This is a genomic window from Sphingomonas echinoides ATCC 14820 (genome assembly GCF_000241465.1).
GTDB lineage: Bacteria > Pseudomonadota > Alphaproteobacteria > Sphingomonadales > Sphingomonadaceae > Sphingomonas > Sphingomonas echinoides.
This window is the reverse complement of record NZ_JH584235.1, coordinates 993,210-1,008,401: the sequence shown is the minus strand read 5'-3', so window position 1 is coordinate 1,008,401 and position 15,192 is coordinate 993,210. Positions and strand designations below refer to the sequence as shown.

20 protein-coding genes are annotated in these 15,192 nt (G+C 65.4%); 13 read left to right on the top strand and 7 right to left on the bottom strand.

Going from position 1 to position 15,192, the window contains the following annotated elements:
* Positions 1 to 155: 155 nt before the first annotated feature.
* The 7 genes from ON00_RS04730 (at position 156) to ON00_RS04705 (ending at position 4,973) form a co-directional block, all read left to right on the top strand.
* Positions 156 to 575: a DoxX family protein gene (locus ON00_RS04730; protein ID WP_010403575.1), complete on the top strand. Its 420-nt coding sequence runs from the start codon at positions 156 to 158 to the stop codon at positions 573 to 575.
* A 127-nt stretch (positions 576 to 702) separates the two neighbouring features.
* Positions 703 to 837 (top strand): hypothetical protein, encoded by a 135-nt coding sequence (locus ON00_RS21305; protein ID WP_281047979.1) that lies wholly within the window; start codon positions 703 to 705, stop codon positions 835 to 837.
* Between the two features lie 8 nt (positions 838 to 845).
* Positions 846 to 1,433, top strand: a complete 588-nt coding sequence (locus ON00_RS04725) for an NADPH-dependent FMN reductase (protein ID WP_010403574.1) — start codon at positions 846 to 848, stop codon at positions 1,431 to 1,433.
* Between the two features lie 210 nt (positions 1,434 to 1,643).
* Positions 1,644 to 2,531, top strand: a complete 888-nt coding sequence (locus ON00_RS04720; RefSeq protein WP_010403573.1) for an ABC transporter substrate-binding protein — start codon at positions 1,644 to 1,646, stop codon at positions 2,529 to 2,531.
* Positions 2,528 to 3,511 (top strand): FecCD family ABC transporter permease, encoded by a 984-nt coding sequence (locus ON00_RS04715; RefSeq protein ID WP_010403571.1) that lies wholly within the window; start codon positions 2,528 to 2,530, stop codon positions 3,509 to 3,511. Before ON00_RS04720 ends, ON00_RS04715 begins: the two co-directional genes overlap by 4 nt.
* Positions 3,508 to 4,281 (top strand): ABC transporter ATP-binding protein, encoded by a 774-nt coding sequence (locus ON00_RS04710; RefSeq protein WP_010403568.1) that lies wholly within the window; start codon positions 3,508 to 3,510, stop codon positions 4,279 to 4,281. Before ON00_RS04715 ends, ON00_RS04710 begins: the two co-directional genes overlap by 4 nt.
* Positions 4,282 to 4,541: 260 nt before the next feature.
* Positions 4,542 to 4,973, top strand: a complete 432-nt coding sequence (locus ON00_RS04705; RefSeq protein WP_010403565.1) for a GNAT family acetyltransferase — start codon at positions 4,542 to 4,544, stop codon at positions 4,971 to 4,973.
* 4 nt (positions 4,974 to 4,977) lie between these two features.
* Here the strand turns inward: ON00_RS04705 and ON00_RS04700 are convergent, their stop codons facing one another.
* On the bottom strand, positions 4,978 to 5,859 hold the full coding sequence (locus ON00_RS04700; RefSeq protein WP_169313317.1) for a metallophosphoesterase: 882 nt from the start codon (positions 5,857 to 5,859) through the stop codon (positions 4,978 to 4,980).
* Between the two features lie 302 nt (positions 5,860 to 6,161).
* Here ON00_RS04700 and ON00_RS04695 point away from each other — a divergent pair, with 302 nt between their 5' ends.
* Positions 6,162 to 6,524 carry an arsenate reductase gene (locus ON00_RS04695; RefSeq protein ID WP_010403561.1) on the top strand — a complete coding sequence of 121 codons (363 nt, stop codon included), beginning with the start codon at positions 6,162 to 6,164 and terminating at the stop codon, positions 6,522 to 6,524.
* Positions 6,525 to 6,537: 13 nt separating this feature from the next.
* Entirely contained in the window at positions 6,538 to 6,819 is a 282-nt protein-coding gene (locus ON00_RS04690; RefSeq protein ID WP_010403558.1) for a DUF427 domain-containing protein, read from the top strand.
* Positions 6,820 to 6,825: 6 nt separating this feature from the next.
* Here ON00_RS04690 and ON00_RS04685 read toward each other — a convergent pair whose 3' ends face one another.
* Together ON00_RS04685 and ON00_RS04680 are read right to left on the bottom strand one after the other, a co-directional pair.
* Positions 6,826 to 7,005, bottom strand: a complete 180-nt coding sequence (locus ON00_RS04685) for a helix-turn-helix transcriptional regulator (protein ID WP_342626507.1) — start codon at positions 7,003 to 7,005, stop codon at positions 6,826 to 6,828.
* Positions 7,006 to 7,040: 35 nt separating this feature from the next.
* On the bottom strand, positions 7,041 to 7,460 hold the full coding sequence (locus tag ON00_RS04680) for a hypothetical protein (protein WP_010403554.1): 420 nt from the start codon (positions 7,458 to 7,460) through the stop codon (positions 7,041 to 7,043).
* Positions 7,461 to 7,585: 125 nt separating this feature from the next.
* Between ON00_RS04680 and panB the strand changes: the two genes are divergently transcribed.
* The 3 genes from panB (at position 7,586) to ON00_RS04665 (ending at position 10,613) form a co-directional block, all read left to right on the top strand.
* Positions 7,586 to 8,446: a 3-methyl-2-oxobutanoate hydroxymethyltransferase gene (panB, locus tag ON00_RS04675; RefSeq protein ID WP_010403551.1), complete on the top strand. Its 861-nt coding sequence runs from the start codon at positions 7,586 to 7,588 to the stop codon at positions 8,444 to 8,446.
* A gap of 101 nt (positions 8,447 to 8,547) precedes the next feature.
* Positions 8,548 to 9,249, top strand: a complete 702-nt coding sequence (locus tag ON00_RS04670; protein WP_010403549.1) for a tetratricopeptide repeat protein — start codon at positions 8,548 to 8,550, stop codon at positions 9,247 to 9,249.
* A complete protein-coding gene (locus ON00_RS04665; protein ID WP_010403546.1) occupies positions 9,246 to 10,613 on the top strand; it encodes a PQQ-like beta-propeller repeat protein in 1,368 nt (455 codons plus the stop codon). Before ON00_RS04670 ends, ON00_RS04665 begins: the two co-directional genes overlap by 4 nt.
* Positions 10,614 to 10,661: 48 nt before the next feature.
* Here ON00_RS04665 and ON00_RS04660 read toward each other — a convergent pair whose 3' ends face one another.
* From ON00_RS04660 to ON00_RS04645, 4 genes are all read right to left on the bottom strand, one after another.
* Positions 10,662 to 11,213 (bottom strand): hypothetical protein, encoded by a 552-nt coding sequence (locus tag ON00_RS04660; protein WP_010403544.1) that lies wholly within the window; start codon positions 11,211 to 11,213, stop codon positions 10,662 to 10,664.
* A gap of 210 nt (positions 11,214 to 11,423) precedes the next feature.
* Entirely contained in the window at positions 11,424 to 11,729 is a 306-nt protein-coding gene (locus ON00_RS04655) for a hypothetical protein (protein ID WP_010403542.1), read from the bottom strand.
* Positions 11,730 to 11,785: 56 nt separating this feature from the next.
* Positions 11,786 to 12,565, bottom strand: coding sequence for a transglutaminase-like domain-containing protein (locus tag ON00_RS04650; RefSeq protein WP_010403540.1), 780 nt, complete (start codon positions 12,563 to 12,565; stop codon positions 11,786 to 11,788).
* 87 nt (positions 12,566 to 12,652) lie between these two features.
* Positions 12,653 to 13,396 carry a Bax inhibitor-1/YccA family protein gene (locus tag ON00_RS04645; protein WP_010403538.1) on the bottom strand — a complete coding sequence of 248 codons (744 nt, stop codon included), beginning with the start codon at positions 13,394 to 13,396 and terminating at the stop codon, positions 12,653 to 12,655.
* A gap of 222 nt (positions 13,397 to 13,618) precedes the next feature.
* Here ON00_RS04645 and ON00_RS04640 point away from each other — a divergent pair, with 222 nt between their 5' ends.
* A complete protein-coding gene (locus ON00_RS04640; protein WP_010403536.1) occupies positions 13,619 to 15,181 on the top strand; it encodes a spinster family MFS transporter in 1,563 nt (520 codons plus the stop codon).
* Positions 15,182 to 15,192 lie beyond the last annotated feature (11 nt).

Here is a 15,192-nt window from a genome sequence, read left to right as displayed (position 1 = left end):
CGACCGGCACCGATTTGCGAAAGCTGTTGGGGTAGCCTTCCATCATTTCGAAATATTCGAATGACTCGTGCGATTTTATTCCACTGTTTCAGAGGGCGGGGCAGTGCCATCTTTGCTGGGACGGCGGGATTGGTCCGCCCAACAGGAGACTTCTCATGGCTACCCTACCGCTCACCGCAACCGCTCGTACCTCGACCAGCGCCGCGGCGCTTCCCCTCATCGGCCGTATCGCGATCGCCGCGATCTTCGTCCTCAGCGGCGTGTCCAAACTTGCCGCCCCCGCCGCGACGATCGGCTATATCCAGTCGGTCGGCCTGCCCTTGCCGCAAGTGGGCTTCGCGATCGCGCTGATCGTCGAATTGCTCGGCGGCGTCGCGCTGATCCTCGGGTATCGCACGCGCCTGGTGGCGGCGGTGCTGGCGGTGTTTTCGATCGCGACCGCGCTTGCCTTCCACAACGCGCTTGGCGACCAGAACCAGTTCATCCACTTCTTCAAGAACATCGCCATTGCCGGGGGCTTGCTCAACGTCATTGCGCTGGGCGGCGGTGCCTGGAGCCTCGACGCCCGTCGTTGAACCACGGTTCTACCCAGGCTGCAAAAGCCGGACGGGGTATCCCGTCCGGCTTTTTCGTGTGCCGATGTTGCATCTATGCAAGATCGCACGGCGTTGTGCGGCTATGGTTGCCGCGAAAGGAACTTCGATGTCCGACCCTAACCCCACACCCGATTCGACGCCCGATGTGCCTGCCGAGGATCATGAGGAAGACCTGATCGACGAAGGGCTGGAGGAAAGCTTTCCCGCCAGCGATCCGCCCGCCGTGCCGCGCTTCGATTGAGCGGGACGATGCAGAAGCTGCTCGTTTTTTACGGTTCCTACCGGTCCGACCGGATGGGGATTCGCCTTGCCGACTATCTTGTGCGGCGCTTTCAGGCGCGCGGCGTTGATGCGGAGTTGATCGACGCCAAGGCGGTCGACCTGCCGATGCTCGATCGCATGTACAAGGAATATGCGCCCGGCGAAGCGCCGCCCGCGATGGAAACGCTGGCGGGCAAGATCCGCGCTGCCGACGCCTTTCTGTTCGTCACCGGCGAATATAATTGGGGCGTGCAGCCTGGGCTGAAGAACCTGACCGATCATTTCCTGGAGGAATGGTTCTGGCGGCCCGCCGCGATCGCCAGCTATTCGGCCGGGCGCTTGTCCGGGGTGCGCGCGGCACAGGCATGGCATCCGACGCTTGCCGAAATGGGCATGGTGGTGGTGTCGAGCACGATCGCGGTCGGCCCGATCGGCGCGACGCTAGACGCCGACGCGCAGCCGATCGGGGGTGGTGGCGAAGCTTTGGAGACTGCGTTCGACCGCTTCGCCGATGATCTGGCCTGGTGGGCGGACGCGGCGGCACGGCAACGCGCCGAGGTGGCACCGCCGTATTGAGCGGTGCCTCGCTCGCTTGCGTGATACGGTGTGTGCGTTAGAGCGAACCCTCACTAAGGCACTTCCCCGGCGGAGGCCGGGGCCCAGTTGGGAAGGTGGAGATGGCGCGCGCTGTGCCCGCTTTCGGACCGGGCGCGACTGGGCCCCGGCCTTCGCCGGGGAAGCGCTTGGTGGAGGCGCTGGCGTGTGGAACGGGGGGCGAGGCGATTGATGACGAAGGGCGGTTTGAAGGCGTGGCCAGGGTCCCTGCCGATCGCCCCATCACGCCGCGCGGTCGTCACCGGCCTGTGTGCCGCAACCTTGTGCGCAGCCGCACCCACGCCGGCACGACCCCAGCGCATCGTCTCGCTCAACCCCTGTCTCGACGTGATCCTCGTGCAACTGGTCGACCGCCGCCGGATCGCCGCGCTCAGCCATTGGGCGAGCGAGGCCAGCGGCTCGACCATCGCGTCGCTCGCGCGCACGCTGCCCAAGACGTATGAAAGCGCCGAGGAAGTGATCGCGCTCGCGCCCGATCTGGTGCTGGGGGCAAAGCTGATGCCGCTGGCGACGCGGCAGGCGCTGGCGCGCAGCGGCCTCCCCACCGCCTTGTTCGATGTGCCCGAAACCATCGCCACCAGCATCGCGCAAGTCCGCGACGTCGCGCGCGCGGTGGGGGAAAGCGCGCGCGGCGAGCGCATCGTCGCGCGGATCGAGGCTGCCTTGCGCGCCGCCGCCCCGCCGCCGGGCATGCCGCCCGTCTCGGCGCTGGTGTTCATGGCCGGGGGCTTCGCCTCGGGGCCGGGGACGCTGATGGACGAACTGATGCGCCGCGCCGGGCTTAGCAACGCGATCACGCGCTACGGCTTCACCCAATCACGCAACGTGCCGCTCGAACTGCTGGTCGCCGATCCGCCGCAGCTTTTGCTGTCGGGCGAAACCAGCGCGGGCGCGCCCGGCTGGGCGCAGCGCGTGACGCAGCATCCAGCACTCGCGCATGTCGCCAGCCGAATGCAGCGCGCGGTGTTCCCGCAGCGCCTGCTCAATTGCGGCGGCCCGGTGATGATCCAGACGCTCGCGACGCTCGTCCGCGCGCGCCAAAGCGTGACCGGCGCATGATCCTGCGGCGGATCGCGCTCTATGTCGGGCTGCTGGTGCTGCTGGCTGTGCTGGTCGCGCTCAGCCTGATCGCGGGGCGAGTGTGGGTGCCGCTATCGGCGTGGGATTTCGCCAGCAGCGACCCGCGCTGGGCGATCATCGCCGATCTGCGCGTGCCGCGTACCATCCTTGGCATCCTGATCGGCGCGGCGCTTGGCCTCTCCGGGGCGGCGTTGCAGGGCTATACGCGCAATCCGCTGGCCGATCCCGGCGTGCTCGGCGTGTCGGCGATGGCGGCGCTGGGCGCGGTGCTGACGCTCTATTATGGTGCGACGCTGGCCAGCATATGGGTGCTGCCGGGTGCGGCGATGCTGGGCGCGTTGATCGGCGTGGCGCTGCTGCTGTTGCTCTCGGGCAGCCGGTCGAGCCTCGTCACCTTCGTGCTGGCGGGCGCGATCCTCAATATCGTCGCGAGTGCCGGCATCTCGCTCGCTTTGAGCCTCGCGCCGAGCCCCTGGGCGGTGGGCGAGATCGTCGACTGGCTGATGGGTTCGCTGCAGGATCGCAGCGTCGATGAGGTGCGGCTGGCGGCACCCTTCATCCTGGCAGGCGCTGCGCTGCTCTTGACCACGGGCCGCGCGCTTGATGCGTTGACGCTGGGTGAGGCGGGCGCGCGTTCGCTTGGCATTTCGCTCCGGCGGACGCGCTGGACGCTGGCGTTGGGTGTGGGCTTGGCGACGGGCGCGGCGGTGGCGGTGAGCGGGGTGATCGGCTTTGTCGGGCTGGTGGTGCCGCATGTGCTGCGCCCGCTGGTCGGCGCGCGGCCTGGCGCGTTGCTCGCCCCCAGCGCGCTCGGCGGCGCGGTGCTGGTGCTGGCGGCGGACATTCTCGTGCGCGTGACCCCGGCGGCGGGCGAGGTGAAGCTCGGCGTGGCGATGGCGGCTCTGGGCGGGCCGTTCTTCCTGGCGCTGTTGCTCACGCTCCGGCGGAGGATCGCATGAGCGTGCTGTCGTGCCAGGATGTGCGCGTGACGCTGGGCGGGCGCAGCGTGCTGGCGGGCATCGACCTGACGCTCGCGGCCGGACAGGTGACCGCGATCGTCGGGCCCAATGGCGCGGGCAAATCGACCTTGCTTGCTTGCCTCGCCGCGCTGCGCACGCCCGATAGCGGGGCGGCGCATCTCGACGGCCAGCCGGTCACCGCCATGCCGCCGCGCGCGCTTGCCCAGCGGCTCGCCTTTCTGCCGCAGACGCCGGAAATCGCCTGGGCGGTCGATGCGCGGACGTTGGTTGGCCTCGGGCGCATTCCGTTCCTCGGCGCGCGTGGCGGCGGCAGCGCCGATGCGGCGGCGGTGACGCAGGCGATGGAGCTGGCCGGGGTCAGCGAATTTGCGGGCCGCGTGGTGACGAGCCTGTCGGGCGGCGAACGCGCCCGCGTCCTAATCGCCCGCGCGCTGGCCGGGGAGCCCGAATGGTTGCTGGCCGATGAGCCGCTCTCGGGGCTCGACCCAGCGCATCAGCTTGATGTGGCCGGCTTGTTCCGCGTTATGGCGCTGGCCGGGGCCGGGGTGGTGGTGACGCTGCACGATCTGACGATGGCGCTGCGCCTCGCCGACCGCGTGGTGGTGCTGGCGGCGGGCGCGGTGCTCGCCGACGGCGCGCCCGTCGACGCGCTGACGCCTGCCGTGCTGCGCGCGGCTTACGGGATCGAAGCGCGCGTGCTGGCGGGGGCGCAAGGGCCGATCATCGATGTGGTGCGCCGGGCGGGGTGAGGAGGGCTGTCTCCCTTCCTCCGTTCGTGCTGAGCGTCTCGAAGCACCGCCAGCCATAAGGACGGTCTGCGCGGGTGGCAAAGGCCCTTCGACAGGCTCAGGGCGAACGGGGAGGGGGCGATGCCAGGCATGGAGGATTGCGCCCAGCCGTTCGCGCCGCCCCTTCCACCCGTTCGTGCTGAGCTTGTCGAAGCACCTCTCTCAGCGCCCGCCACGGCGGAATGCTTGACGCAGCGCCAGCACAACGCATGACAGGCCCAATGACACCCGAAATCGAACTCGCCACCGCCGCCGATGCCTCCGCCGTGATCGCCTTGTGGCACGCGTGCGGCCTCACCCGCCCGTGGAACGACCCCGCGACCGACTTCGCGCTCGCGCTTGGCGGTGCTGCGTCGACGGTGCTGGTCGCGCGCGGGGACGGCGGAGTCACCGGCAGCGTGATGGTCGGCTTCGACGGACATCGCGGCTGGGTCTATTATCTCGCGGTTGCCTCTGAGGCACGCCGCTCCGGCCTCGGTCGCGCGCTGATGGCGGCGGCGGAACGCTGGCTGCGGGAGTGTGGCGCGCCAAAGCTGCAATTGATGGTGAGAGGCGACAACACCGCCGCACTCGGCTTCTACGAAGCGCTCGGGCTGGCACGGCAGGATGTCGTGGTGCTGGGGCGGTTTCTGGCGGATGCGGGCGGGGAGTAAGCGATTAGGTGTCCGTCGGCGTGTTGGATGCGCGTGGCGCGCGCGCCCGCAACTCGATCAGCCACCAATCGGGCATCGCATTGAATCGCATGGGAAGGGTTCCGGAGCCGACGCCGCCTGTCACGATCGTCACGCGACCGGGCTCATCGACCCGGCCACAACGATATTTCGGATCATAGAGCCGGTGCCAGCGCGAGTACCGGCCGATCGGGCCGATCCAGGGAGCAACAACCTGCCCGCAATGCGTATGCCCCGCGAACAGGACAGGCATCGTTTTCGGCAGATCGGGCACCACGTCCGGGGAGTGGGTGAAAGCGACGGCGATGCCCCCAAGCGAGGCCGCGCGCTGCCACGAACGGGCGATATCATCATGCCCCGAAAACCGGTCACCGATGCCGACGATGGTAATCGCGCCCCGCCTGACCGCGTCATTTTCCAGGACGCGGACACCGGCATGGGTGAGACGTGCTTGAATGGCCCCGGCATCGGTCCAATGGTCATGATTGCCAAGGACTGCGAACACGCCGCCCGGCGGATGAAGCCCCGCTAGGGGTGCCAGATCCCGTGCCCGTGTCGCGGTGCCTTCGCGGCGTTCGCCAATCACGAAGTCGCCCGCGAGAAGCACGATATCGGGTCGCGCCGCGTTCACCGCATCGACGATGCTGCGCAAACGCTCGGGGCGCATGACGAGGTTGCCGACGTGGATGTCGGACAGTAGCGCGATCCGTATGGGCTTGGCGTTCTTCGGCCAGCTATCGAGTTCGACAATCGTCGTTCGCTCTACCGGGACGGACAAGGCGTTATGCAGGCCAACGCAGCCGGTGGCGAAGATACCCGTGCATAAAGCGAGAGCGACAGCGACGAACTTGTACTTCCGTTGCACCATCGCAGCCACCATCATTGAAAGGGTTCGATTGCAGGGAGCGGGAATCGATGCCCGGAATGACTACAGAGAAAGATGCTTGGCCATATTCTATCCTACAAAACCCACCTAATGCTATACGAAATCTGCTCTTTGACAGTCCGGACCTTGCTTGCCCCGCCGCGTGAAACAATGCGGCACGTCGAACCGTTTTACCCCTAACTTTCCCCCAACCTTCCGCGACGCACCCCCGCCAAAACCGGCTGCATTGCGCGCCGTCCCTCGCTAAGAGCGCGGCACCGATCACAACAAGCGACGAGACCATCATGCCCGCCACCGTCTATGGAATCCCGAATTGCGACACGGTCAAGAAGGCGCGCACCTGGCTCGCCGAGCACGGCGTGGACTATGCTTTTCACGATTATAAGAAGCAGGGCGTCGATGAGGTGGCGCTGCGCCGCTGGGTCGATCGGCTCGGGTGGGAGGTGGTGCTCAACCGCGCCGGCCAGACCTTCCGTGCGCTGCCCGAGGGTGACAAGACCGATCTCGATGCCGAGAAGGCGATTGCGATCATGCTCGCCAAGCCCTCGGCGATCAAACGTCCGATTTTCGAATCCGCCCCCGAAAAGGACGGCGTGCTGCTGGCGGGGTTCAAGCCCGATACCTATCTAGCGGTTCTGAAGCCTTAAAGGAGCGACTGCCATGCCGACTGCACGCTGGAACGGGGCTGTGATCGCCCAGTCCGAGGATACCGTTGTGGTCGAGGGCAACCATTATTTCCCCGCCGACAGCATCGTCGCCGATTATTTCGAAGCCAGCGCGACGCACTCCATCTGTCCGTGGAAAGGTGAGGCGAGCTACAAGTCGCTGGTCGTCGACGGCAAGCGCAATGCCGATGCGGCGTGGTTCTATCCCGACCCCAAGCCCAAGGCCGCCGAGATCAAGGACCGCTTCGCCTTCTGGAAGGGCGTCACGGTCGAATAGGGGCCGTCACCCCTCCCATTGGAACACCTCGTCCAGAGGCTTCCCGAATACCTGGGCAATGCGGAATGCAGCTTCGAGCGTCGGCGAATATTTGCCGGCCTCGATCGCGGCGACGGTCTGCCGGGTCAGGCCGATCTTTTCGCCCAGTTCGGCCTGCGTCATTTCCCCGGCCATGAAGCGCAGCAAGCGAATATGATTGGTGATGCGGGCGGACACGATGTTCAGGCCCGCGCCCGATAGCCGAGAATCTCGACACCGCAGCGGGTGAGCTCGCCGAGCACGATTGCGCCGAGCACCGCGTTGACCAGCACCGATTCGCCTGCACCCAGGAACAGCGTTGCCAGTGCGGCGAACAAGGCCGTCAGCAACACGGGATAAGCGAACGCTAGGGCACGCCTGGAAATCGCGCGGTCGCGTTCGTCGCTCGGCTGCTGCGCGTCGCGCAGGTTGGTCAATGCGACGATAATGCTCGCGACCGTAATCACCGCCACCAGCGTCACTATCGCCGCCAGAAAGCCCGTTGCCGTCGCTGGGCCGAGCGCGGTGATCGGTTGGCGCATCGCCACCAGCGCAAAATACGGCCCAAAGGCGACGAGGATGCCGCCTGCGGAAAGCCAGGCGATCTTTTCTCTGAAGGGCATCTCGATCTCCATGTTCTAATAAGGAGACTTAATGTTAGAAATATATAACATGGAGTCAATGGAAATTTGCATCTGACCATTGCTACGCTGGCGTCCGGCTACGGGAGGCGCTAGTCGTTGCGTCCATGTCCACGACCTTCACCATCGACACCGCCACCAGTCGCGCCACCTCCACGCCCGCACCGATGAAGCGCCTGACGGTGCCGTCGATCCGCGCGCGTAAAGGCGGCGAGCCGCTGGTGATGCTGACCGCCTACACCGTGCGCACCGCGCAATTGCTCGATCCGCACTGCGACATGCTGCTGGTGGGGGATAGTCTGGGGCAGGTGGTCTATGGGCTGCCGTCCACCGTGCCGGTCACGCTCGAGATGATGGCGGCGCACGGCGCGGCGGTGGTGCGCGGCAGCTATCATGCGGTGGTGGTGGTCGACATGCCGTTCGGCAGCTACGAGGCCTCGCCCGAAAAGGCGTTTGAAAGTGCTGCGTATCTGCTCAAGCAGACCGGCGCGGCGGCGGTGAAGCTTGAAGGCGGGCAGGCGATGGCCCCCACCGTCAAATTCCTCTCCGAACGCGGTATTCCCGTTATGGGCCATGTCGGGCTCACGCCGCAGGCGGTCAATACGCTTGGCGGCTATGGCGCGCGCGGGCGCAGCAAGGCCGAGGCGGACAAGATCGTTGCCGATGCCGGTGCCGTCGCGGAAGCTGGGGCGTTTGCGATCGTGATCGAGGGGGTGGTCGAGCCAATCGCGATCGCCATCACCCATGCGGTGGCCTGTCCCACGATCGGCATCGGTGCCTCGGCGCAGTGTGACGGGCAAGTGCTGGTGGCGGAGGATATGCTCGGCCTGTTCGATCGCACAGCCCGCTTCGTCAAGAAATTCGATGACCTTGCAGGCCGTATTTCCGCCGCGGTTGAAACCTATGCGGCGGATGTCCGGTCGCGCGCCTTCCCTGGTGCCGAGCAGATCTATGCCCCGAAGGACTGACGCCGCTTAGGAGTTCCGCCCGATTTTTTGAGCGCTTTTGTTTGTCTTCCGGCGCGGCTAAGGTCCGCGCCTCCCCGCCCTGATCCGATGGAGTTTCCCCCTTGGCTGTGCCGCCGAATACCGATGCCGCATTCCTGCGTGAAGTCGACGAGGAACTGCGTCGCGATCAACTGGCCAAGGCCGCGCGGCGCTACGGCATCGCCGCGATTGCCGTCGTGTTGCTCGCGCTTCTTGGCTTTGGCGGGTGGTTGCTGTGGCAATCGCATGAGCAATCGGTCGCGGGCGATCAGGGCGAAGCGCTGTCCAAGGCCTATGAAGACATGGGCAGCAACCGCATCGATTCGGCCAATGCCAAGCTGACCACGCTGGCGACCTCCAATATCGGCGGCTACCGCGCGCTGGCGTTGATGAGCCAGGCCGATTTGCTGCTGCAGAAGCAGGATTTGCGCGGGGCCGCCGCGAAGTTTGCGCAGGTCGCTGGCGATACCTCGATCGGCCAGCCGCTCCGCGACGTCGCGTTGATCCGCCAGACCACTGCCGAATTTGACTCGCTCAAGCCCGACGTCGTCATCGCGCGGCTGCGCGGGATCGCGGTCAAGGGTAATCCCTGGTTCGGCAATGCCGGAGAGCTTGTCGCGATTTCCTATCTCCGCCAGAATCGGCGGGATCTCGCGGGCGTGCTGTACGGTCAGATCGCGCGCGATCCGACCACGGAGGAGACGCTGCGGCAACGCGCGGTTCAGATGGCGGGCGTATTGGGTGTGGATGCCGTCACCGAGGCTAAGGAACAGAAATCGCAATGAAGATGACCAACCGCTTTCTCGTCGTGGCCGTGACTGCTGTCGCGCTCAGCGGCTGCGCCTCGATGAAGGGCAAGAAGAAGACGCCGGTGCTGGGGCAGCGCATCGCGATCTTGGCCGGCGAGCATGACGTTCTCGCCGACAAGACCATTGCCGGTGTCGACGTGCTGGTGCCGCCCGCAGCCCCCAATGACAGCTGGGCGCAGCCCGGAGGCAGCGCGTCCAAGTCGCTTGGCCAGTTGAGCCTCGGCTCGTCCTTGTCGCGGGCGTGGAGCGCCTCGATCGACGGCGGCAGCAATCGTCAGCGGCTCGGCGCGGCACCGGTCGTCGCTGACGGTCGCCTCTATGCAATCGACGTTGACGCGACGATTCACGCCTTTTCGTCGACGACCGGGGCCGCCGCTTGGTCCACCAACATTGCCGAAACGCATAAGGGCAAGATCGACAAGAAGACGCGCGGCGCACGCTTTGGCGGCGGCGTGAGCTTTGATGATGGCAAGGTCTTTGCGACCGATGGCCTGGGTGATGTCGTCGCGCTCGAAGCCGCGACCGGCAAGGTGCTGTGGCGCGTCAAGCCGGGTGCCCCGCTCCGCGGCGCGCCGACCGTGGCCAATGGCCAAGTCTATATTCTGAGCCAGGACAACCAGTTGTACGCCTTGTCGCAGGCTGACGGCGCTGTCGTATGGACACAGTCGGGATCGATCGAGACGCAAGGCGTGTTCGGCGTGGCCGCTCCGGCCGTCAGCCAGGGTACCGTGGTGGCGGGCTTCTCGTCGGGCGAGCTCAATGCCTATCGCTATGAGAATGGCCGCACGCTTTGGCAGGACGCGCTGTCGCGTTCGACCATCTCGACTTCGGTGTCGTCGCTGGCGGACATCGACGCCGATCCTGTGATCGATCGCGGTGTCGTGTTCGCGGTCGGGCAGGGCGGGCGCATGGTCGCGCTCGAAATCGTCTCGGGTCAGCGTATGTGGGAACAGAATTTCGCCGGCATCTCCACGCCATGGGTGGCGGGCGAATGGGTGTTCCTGGTGACCGACGATGCCCGTCTGGTGTGTCTGGCGCGCGCGACCGGCAAGGTCCGCTGGATCAGCCAGTTGCAGCATTTCAAGAGCGAGAAGCGCAAGAAGGACGGCACGATCAAGGACAGCAAGAAGGCCAATCCGGTTACCTGGTTCGGTCCGGTGCTGGCGGGCGGGCGGCTGGTGCTGACCAACTCGCTCGGTCAGATCGTCTCGGCCTCGGTCGAGAATGGCAAGGTCGGCTCGGTGATTGCGTCCAAGGCCCCGTTCACGCTGCCGCCGGTGGTATCCAACAACACGCTGTACGTGCTCGATCAAAAGGGCCGGGTCACCGCGTATAAGTGAGGTGCGGCGCGGTCCGGTTGGACCGCGCCAACGGTCAATTGGGCAGGATTAATTGGGCAGGGCGGTGATATCGACCTTTTCCACCCATTTCGGGAAAAAGGCCGGCTGACGGTTCGACCAGCCCGATGCTGTCGCCGCCGCCTCACTGATCGACTGCAACAACTTGCGGCGCAGGTCAGGGTGCAGATGCGGCAGAGCGGCGGCGGCGCAGAATGCTGCAGGCAGCCACGGGCGAATCTCGGCACCGACCAGACGCTCGTACAGGAAGCGGTAGGCAGAGAAGGTCGTCAACCGCCCCTGGCCCAGATCGAAGGCTGTAATCGTCAACAGCGGCGCGAAGAGCGGCTCGACCGAATCGAGGCCACTGTCATCGGGGATCATTTCGCGAATATCGGGCAAGCGCGTGTAGACGCGGACCTGGGCGCGGATGCTCGCAGCCTCGACCACGTCGCGCGACCAGCGCGCCATGGCGTCATCGCGGTCAAGACCAATGTCGAGCGAGCGGCGTACATAACGCTGCGTTGCTGACGTAAAGCCAGCAAACTCCTTCATTTCCGCCAACGTCATGGCACCATTTGCCGGTTTCATACGAGAACCCATTACATCACCCCGCGCTCAAAGTGCAGTTGGGCGATCATGCGCTTCGTGGCTTACCCCATGGTTAACGCCCGATCGTCCAATAGTAGTAAGCGACCATAGATTCTGCTGCGGTGCAACAAGAGACGCGATGAAGGGATCGCACTAATAGAAAATTCTGGCGAGTGCGGCGGCGGCGCAACAATCGGAGGTTAGCGCCACCGCCGCGCAATGTTATCGGCGATCGGCGATGATCGCGGCCTCGGCGTCCTGGTCATAGCCGGAGGATTTGGGGGGCTGACCGTTATCGCCCGGCTTGGTGGTTGCGGGAGGATCCGAAGCGTCCATCGATTCATCGAGCGCGCTGTCCAGCACCGCGTCCGGGCTGGTCGGGTCGCGCTCGAGTCGCTTGGCAATGGATTCGTCCTGGCCCGCATTTTGACGGGGATGGTGAATCTGTTCGTTCTCCTCGGGGCTCCCGGGGGCTATCGACAGGCTATCGAGCGCTTTCTCGTCGATCAGCTTGGTATCTTGCGGCATTGTCGCTCTCCTGAATGGAACGGCTCTAAAACGAGCGGAGCGCGTACAGTGTTCCGTCAGGGCAGGCGGGTGACGGTCACCCGCTGCTGATTGAGCGTGGCGCGGCCAAACACCGTCATGAAAGCGATGTCGGTCGCATCGCGCCCAACCGCCACGCGCGCCAGTTCCACGCTTGAGGCCATGCGTGTGGCGTCGACCAGATGCCAATCGCCATCGATCCACAATTCGGCGACGGCGTGAAAGTCGGGTGGGTCGACGCCCGGCGCATAGGCCGAGACGCACCGCGCCGGGATGCCGCCAGCGCGCGCCAGCGCCACCAGCAAATGCGCATAGTCGCGGCAGACGCCACGCCGCTCGGCGAAGGTCATCAGCGCGGTTGTCGTGCCGCTGGAGGCCCCGCTTGCATATGTGAGGTGGCCAGCCACCCAATCGACCAGCGCACAGGCCAAAGGCCCGGCCGACAACCCGCCAAATTCCTGCTCGACAAAGCCTTCCAGCCGATCCGATTCGCAGTAGCGGCTCGGCAGAAGATAGGGGATCGTTTCGGGGGGCATCAGACGGATGGGGGTATTGCCCAGCGTTGCCAAGTCGCGGGGTTGGCGCAGGATCTCCACCGTTGCGCGATACTCGGCATGGAACGATCCTTCCCCGTGAAGCCAGCAGCGCTGCCCGATGCCGTCTTCGCCGGGCACGGCGCGCAAGGGTGTGTCACTCCACACTTTCAGGTCCTGCAGCAAAAGCCGCTGATCCGGACCTTTGGCAGCCTCGATCAGTAACAGCACATCGGCTGCGCCATCGATCGCATAATTGAGCGTCACGTCGATCGAGAGGCGCATCACGGACCCTTGGGCAAAAGAATGGGCCCGATAGAGGTTCTATCGAGCCCAGACCGGACGGATCCGGCGCGTTGCGTTGCGTGTCGCTTAGTTGCGGTTGCCGAACATCCGCAGGATGAACAGGAACATGTTGATGAAGTCGAGATACAGGTTCAGCGCCGACATGATGACCATGCGCGGTTCGTCCTGTGTCCCGGCGACATGGGCATAGATGCTCTTCGCGCGCTGCGTGTCATACGCCGTCAAGCCCGCGAACAGCAGGACGCCGACGATGCTGATGACCAGCGCGAGCGGGCCCGACTGGAAGAACACATTCAGTACCATCGCGACGATCAGACCGACCAGACCCATCACCAGGAAGGTGCCGAAGGCCGAAAGATCCCGCTTGGTGGTGTAGCCGTAGAGGCTAAGCCCGGCAAACGCCGCCGACGTTGCGAAGAACGCCTGTGCAACCGATGTGCCGGTGTAACGCAGGAATACCGTCGACAGCGACAGGCCCATCGCCACCGCAAAGCCCCAGAACATCGCCTGCAACGTGCTCGGTGCCATGCGCGCGGCACCGTAGCTCATGCCGAAGACGAAGCCCAAGGGGGCCAGCATGATGATCCAGGCGAGCGGACCGCCGCCGATCAGGATGTGCGCCGCAGGCGAATCGAGGCCGCCCCAGGAGAAGAACATCGCTACCAGCCCGGTCAACAGGATGCCCGACAGCATATAGTTGTACACCGACAGCATATAGCTGCGCAGGCCGGCATCGAAGGCCTCCGTGCCGACGGTCCCAGCCGCCGGGAACGCCGAAGCATTCGGACGGGGATCAGACCAGTTTGCCATTGCGAGAAGCTCCTAAACGCCGACCATATGTCAGCTCATGCCAATATCGGCCTTTACCGCGCGCTTTTCAAGCCAATCCCGCAGGCCCGCGCAGCGCGCAGCACGAGCCTGCGAAGCACCGAGTCCGGGTACCCGGCGGCGCGTGGTAAAACCGCTTTCGTAAGATCGGTATGCTCTGCTAGGCTGTCGCCCAGAGCAGAAACTGCCGAGAGGATTGATCGAATGGCGACCCCAACGGGCACCGCGCCGCCGCGCGCATCGGCCTATGCCTATTACGTTCTCGGCATTCTTTTCCTGGTATACGTGCTCAATTTTGTCGATCGGCAGATCATCTCGATCCTGGCGGAGGACATCAAGCGCGACCTGCATTTGAAAGATGAGGATCTTGGTTTCCTATACGGCACCGCGTTCGGGGTGTTCTATTCGCTGTTCGGCATCCCGCTCGGTCGGCTCGCTGATAACTGGCACCGCGTTCGGCTGATGACGGCGGGGCTGGTCCTGTGGTCCAGCATGACCGCGCTGTCCGGCTTTGCTCGTTCCGGCGGAATGCTGGTGGGCGCGCGTATTGGCGTGGGAATTGGGGAAGCCACGGCAAGTCCGTCGGCTTATTCGTTGATTTCCGACTATTTTCCCAAGAGATTGCGGGCCACTGCGCTCGCGGTCTACTCGTCTGGTCTCTACGTTGGCGGCGGGGTTTCCCTCAGCATCGCGGGGCTCGTCGTGCATCGCTGGAACACGCTGTATCCGGCTGGCGGGCCGCTCGGGCTGCACGGGTGGCAGGCCGCCTTCGTTGCGGTGGGGCTGCCGGGTCTGCTGCTCGCGCTGCTGGTGGCGACATTGCACGAGCCCGTGCGCGGTGCGGTGGAGGGACTGCCGCCGCCCGAGCGGCATCCGGCCCCGTTCCGCGCCTTGCTGGCCGATCTGCTGACGATCGTGCCGCCCTTTACGCTGATTGGCGCGGCGCGCGGCGGGGTTCGGCCGCTCGCGATCAATCTCCTCGCGCTTGGCGTGGTGGCGGGGGCGATCGCGGTGTTGCGCCATTTTGGCGAGCCGTGGCCGCAATGGACCGCCGTCGGGCTAGGGGCCTATGCGGTCTTTTCCTGGGCCAGCGCGCTGAAACGCCGGGATTTGCCAACCTATACGCTGGTGATCGGCAATCCGGCGTTTCTTTGCGTCGTGGTGGCGTACGGCCTGAATGCCTTTGTCAGCTACGGCGTCAGCCTGTGGGCGGCACCCTATGCGATGCGCACCTTGGGGGTAACGATCCAGCAAGCGGGCGGGTGGATCGGCGGTACGCTGGCCTTTGGGGGATTCGTCGGCGTCACGCTGGGCGGCATCGTTGCGGACCGATTGCGGCGGCGCTTTCCGTCGGGGCGGATCATGGTCATCCTGTTCGGCGCGATCGTGCCGCTGCCGTTCATCGTGATCGCGTTTCGCAGCGGGGACGTTTCAACCTTCGTCTCGGCGTTGCTGGTGGCGGCGACGTGCTCCAGCACTGCGCTCGGTGCTGCGGGGGCAACGATGCAGGATCTCGTGCTGCCGCGTATGCGCGGCACTGCGACGGGCGCATTCTTCATCGGCACGACCCTGCTTGGCCTGGCAATGGGCCCCTATATTGCCGGGCGAGTCTCAACGGTGTCGGGCAGCCTGACCACTGGCGTCCTGTCACTGCTGCTAACCGCGCCGATCACGATCGGCGCGGCCATCGCCGCCTATCGCCTGGTGCCGCCGGCAGAGGCCAATCGCGAGGCGCGGGCGCGCGCTGCGGGAGAAGTGATCGCCTGAGCGCCTGGCGC

What these genes read in the sequence shown, in the direction of transcription:
- ON00_RS21305 (WP_281047979.1), top strand. Translation starts at nt 703, where the DNA reads ATGTCCGACCCTAACCCCACACCCGATTCGACGCCCGATGTGCCTGCC.
- ON00_RS04720 (WP_010403573.1), top strand. Translation starts at nt 1,644, where the DNA reads ATGACGAAGGGCGGTTTGAAGGCGTGGCCAGGGTCCCTGCCGATCGCC.
- ON00_RS04640 (WP_010403536.1), top strand. Translation starts at nt 13,619, where the DNA reads ATGGCGACCCCAACGGGCACCGCGCCGCCGCGCGCATCGGCCTATGCC.
- ON00_RS04665 (WP_010403546.1), top strand. Translation starts at nt 9,246, where the DNA reads ATGAAGATGACCAACCGCTTTCTCGTCGTGGCCGTGACTGCTGTCGCG.
- panB (WP_010403551.1), top strand. Translation starts at nt 7,586, where the DNA reads ATGTCCACGACCTTCACCATCGACACCGCCACCAGTCGCGCCACCTCC.
- ON00_RS04695 (WP_010403561.1), top strand. Translation starts at nt 6,162, where the DNA reads ATGCCCGCCACCGTCTATGGAATCCCGAATTGCGACACGGTCAAGAAG.
- ON00_RS04660 (WP_010403544.1), bottom strand. Translation starts at nt 11,213, where the DNA reads ATGGGTTCTCGTATGAAACCGGCAAATGGTGCCATGACGTTGGCGGAA.
- ON00_RS04650 (WP_010403540.1), bottom strand. Translation starts at nt 12,565, where the DNA reads ATGCGCCTCTCGATCGACGTGACGCTCAATTATGCGATCGATGGCGCA.
- ON00_RS04710 (WP_010403568.1), top strand. Translation starts at nt 3,508, where the DNA reads ATGAGCGTGCTGTCGTGCCAGGATGTGCGCGTGACGCTGGGCGGGCGC.
- ON00_RS04680 (WP_010403554.1), bottom strand. Translation starts at nt 7,460, where the DNA reads ATGCCCTTCAGAGAAAAGATCGCCTGGCTTTCCGCAGGCGGCATCCTC.
- ON00_RS04700 (WP_169313317.1), bottom strand. Translation starts at nt 5,859, where the DNA reads ATGGTGCAACGGAAGTACAAGTTCGTCGCTGTCGCTCTCGCTTTATGC.
- ON00_RS04645 (WP_010403538.1), bottom strand. Translation starts at nt 13,396, where the DNA reads ATGGCAAACTGGTCTGATCCCCGTCCGAATGCTTCGGCGTTCCCGGCG.
- ON00_RS04715 (WP_010403571.1), top strand. Translation starts at nt 2,528, where the DNA reads ATGATCCTGCGGCGGATCGCGCTCTATGTCGGGCTGCTGGTGCTGCTG.
- ON00_RS04730 (WP_010403575.1), top strand. Translation starts at nt 156, where the DNA reads ATGGCTACCCTACCGCTCACCGCAACCGCTCGTACCTCGACCAGCGCC.
- ON00_RS04705 (WP_010403565.1), top strand. Translation starts at nt 4,542, where the DNA reads ATGACACCCGAAATCGAACTCGCCACCGCCGCCGATGCCTCCGCCGTG.
- ON00_RS04655 (WP_010403542.1), bottom strand. Translation starts at nt 11,729, where the DNA reads ATGCCGCAAGATACCAAGCTGATCGACGAGAAAGCGCTCGATAGCCTG.
- ON00_RS04690 (WP_010403558.1), top strand. Translation starts at nt 6,538, where the DNA reads ATGCCGACTGCACGCTGGAACGGGGCTGTGATCGCCCAGTCCGAGGAT.
- ON00_RS04725 (WP_010403574.1), top strand. Translation starts at nt 846, where the DNA reads ATGCAGAAGCTGCTCGTTTTTTACGGTTCCTACCGGTCCGACCGGATG.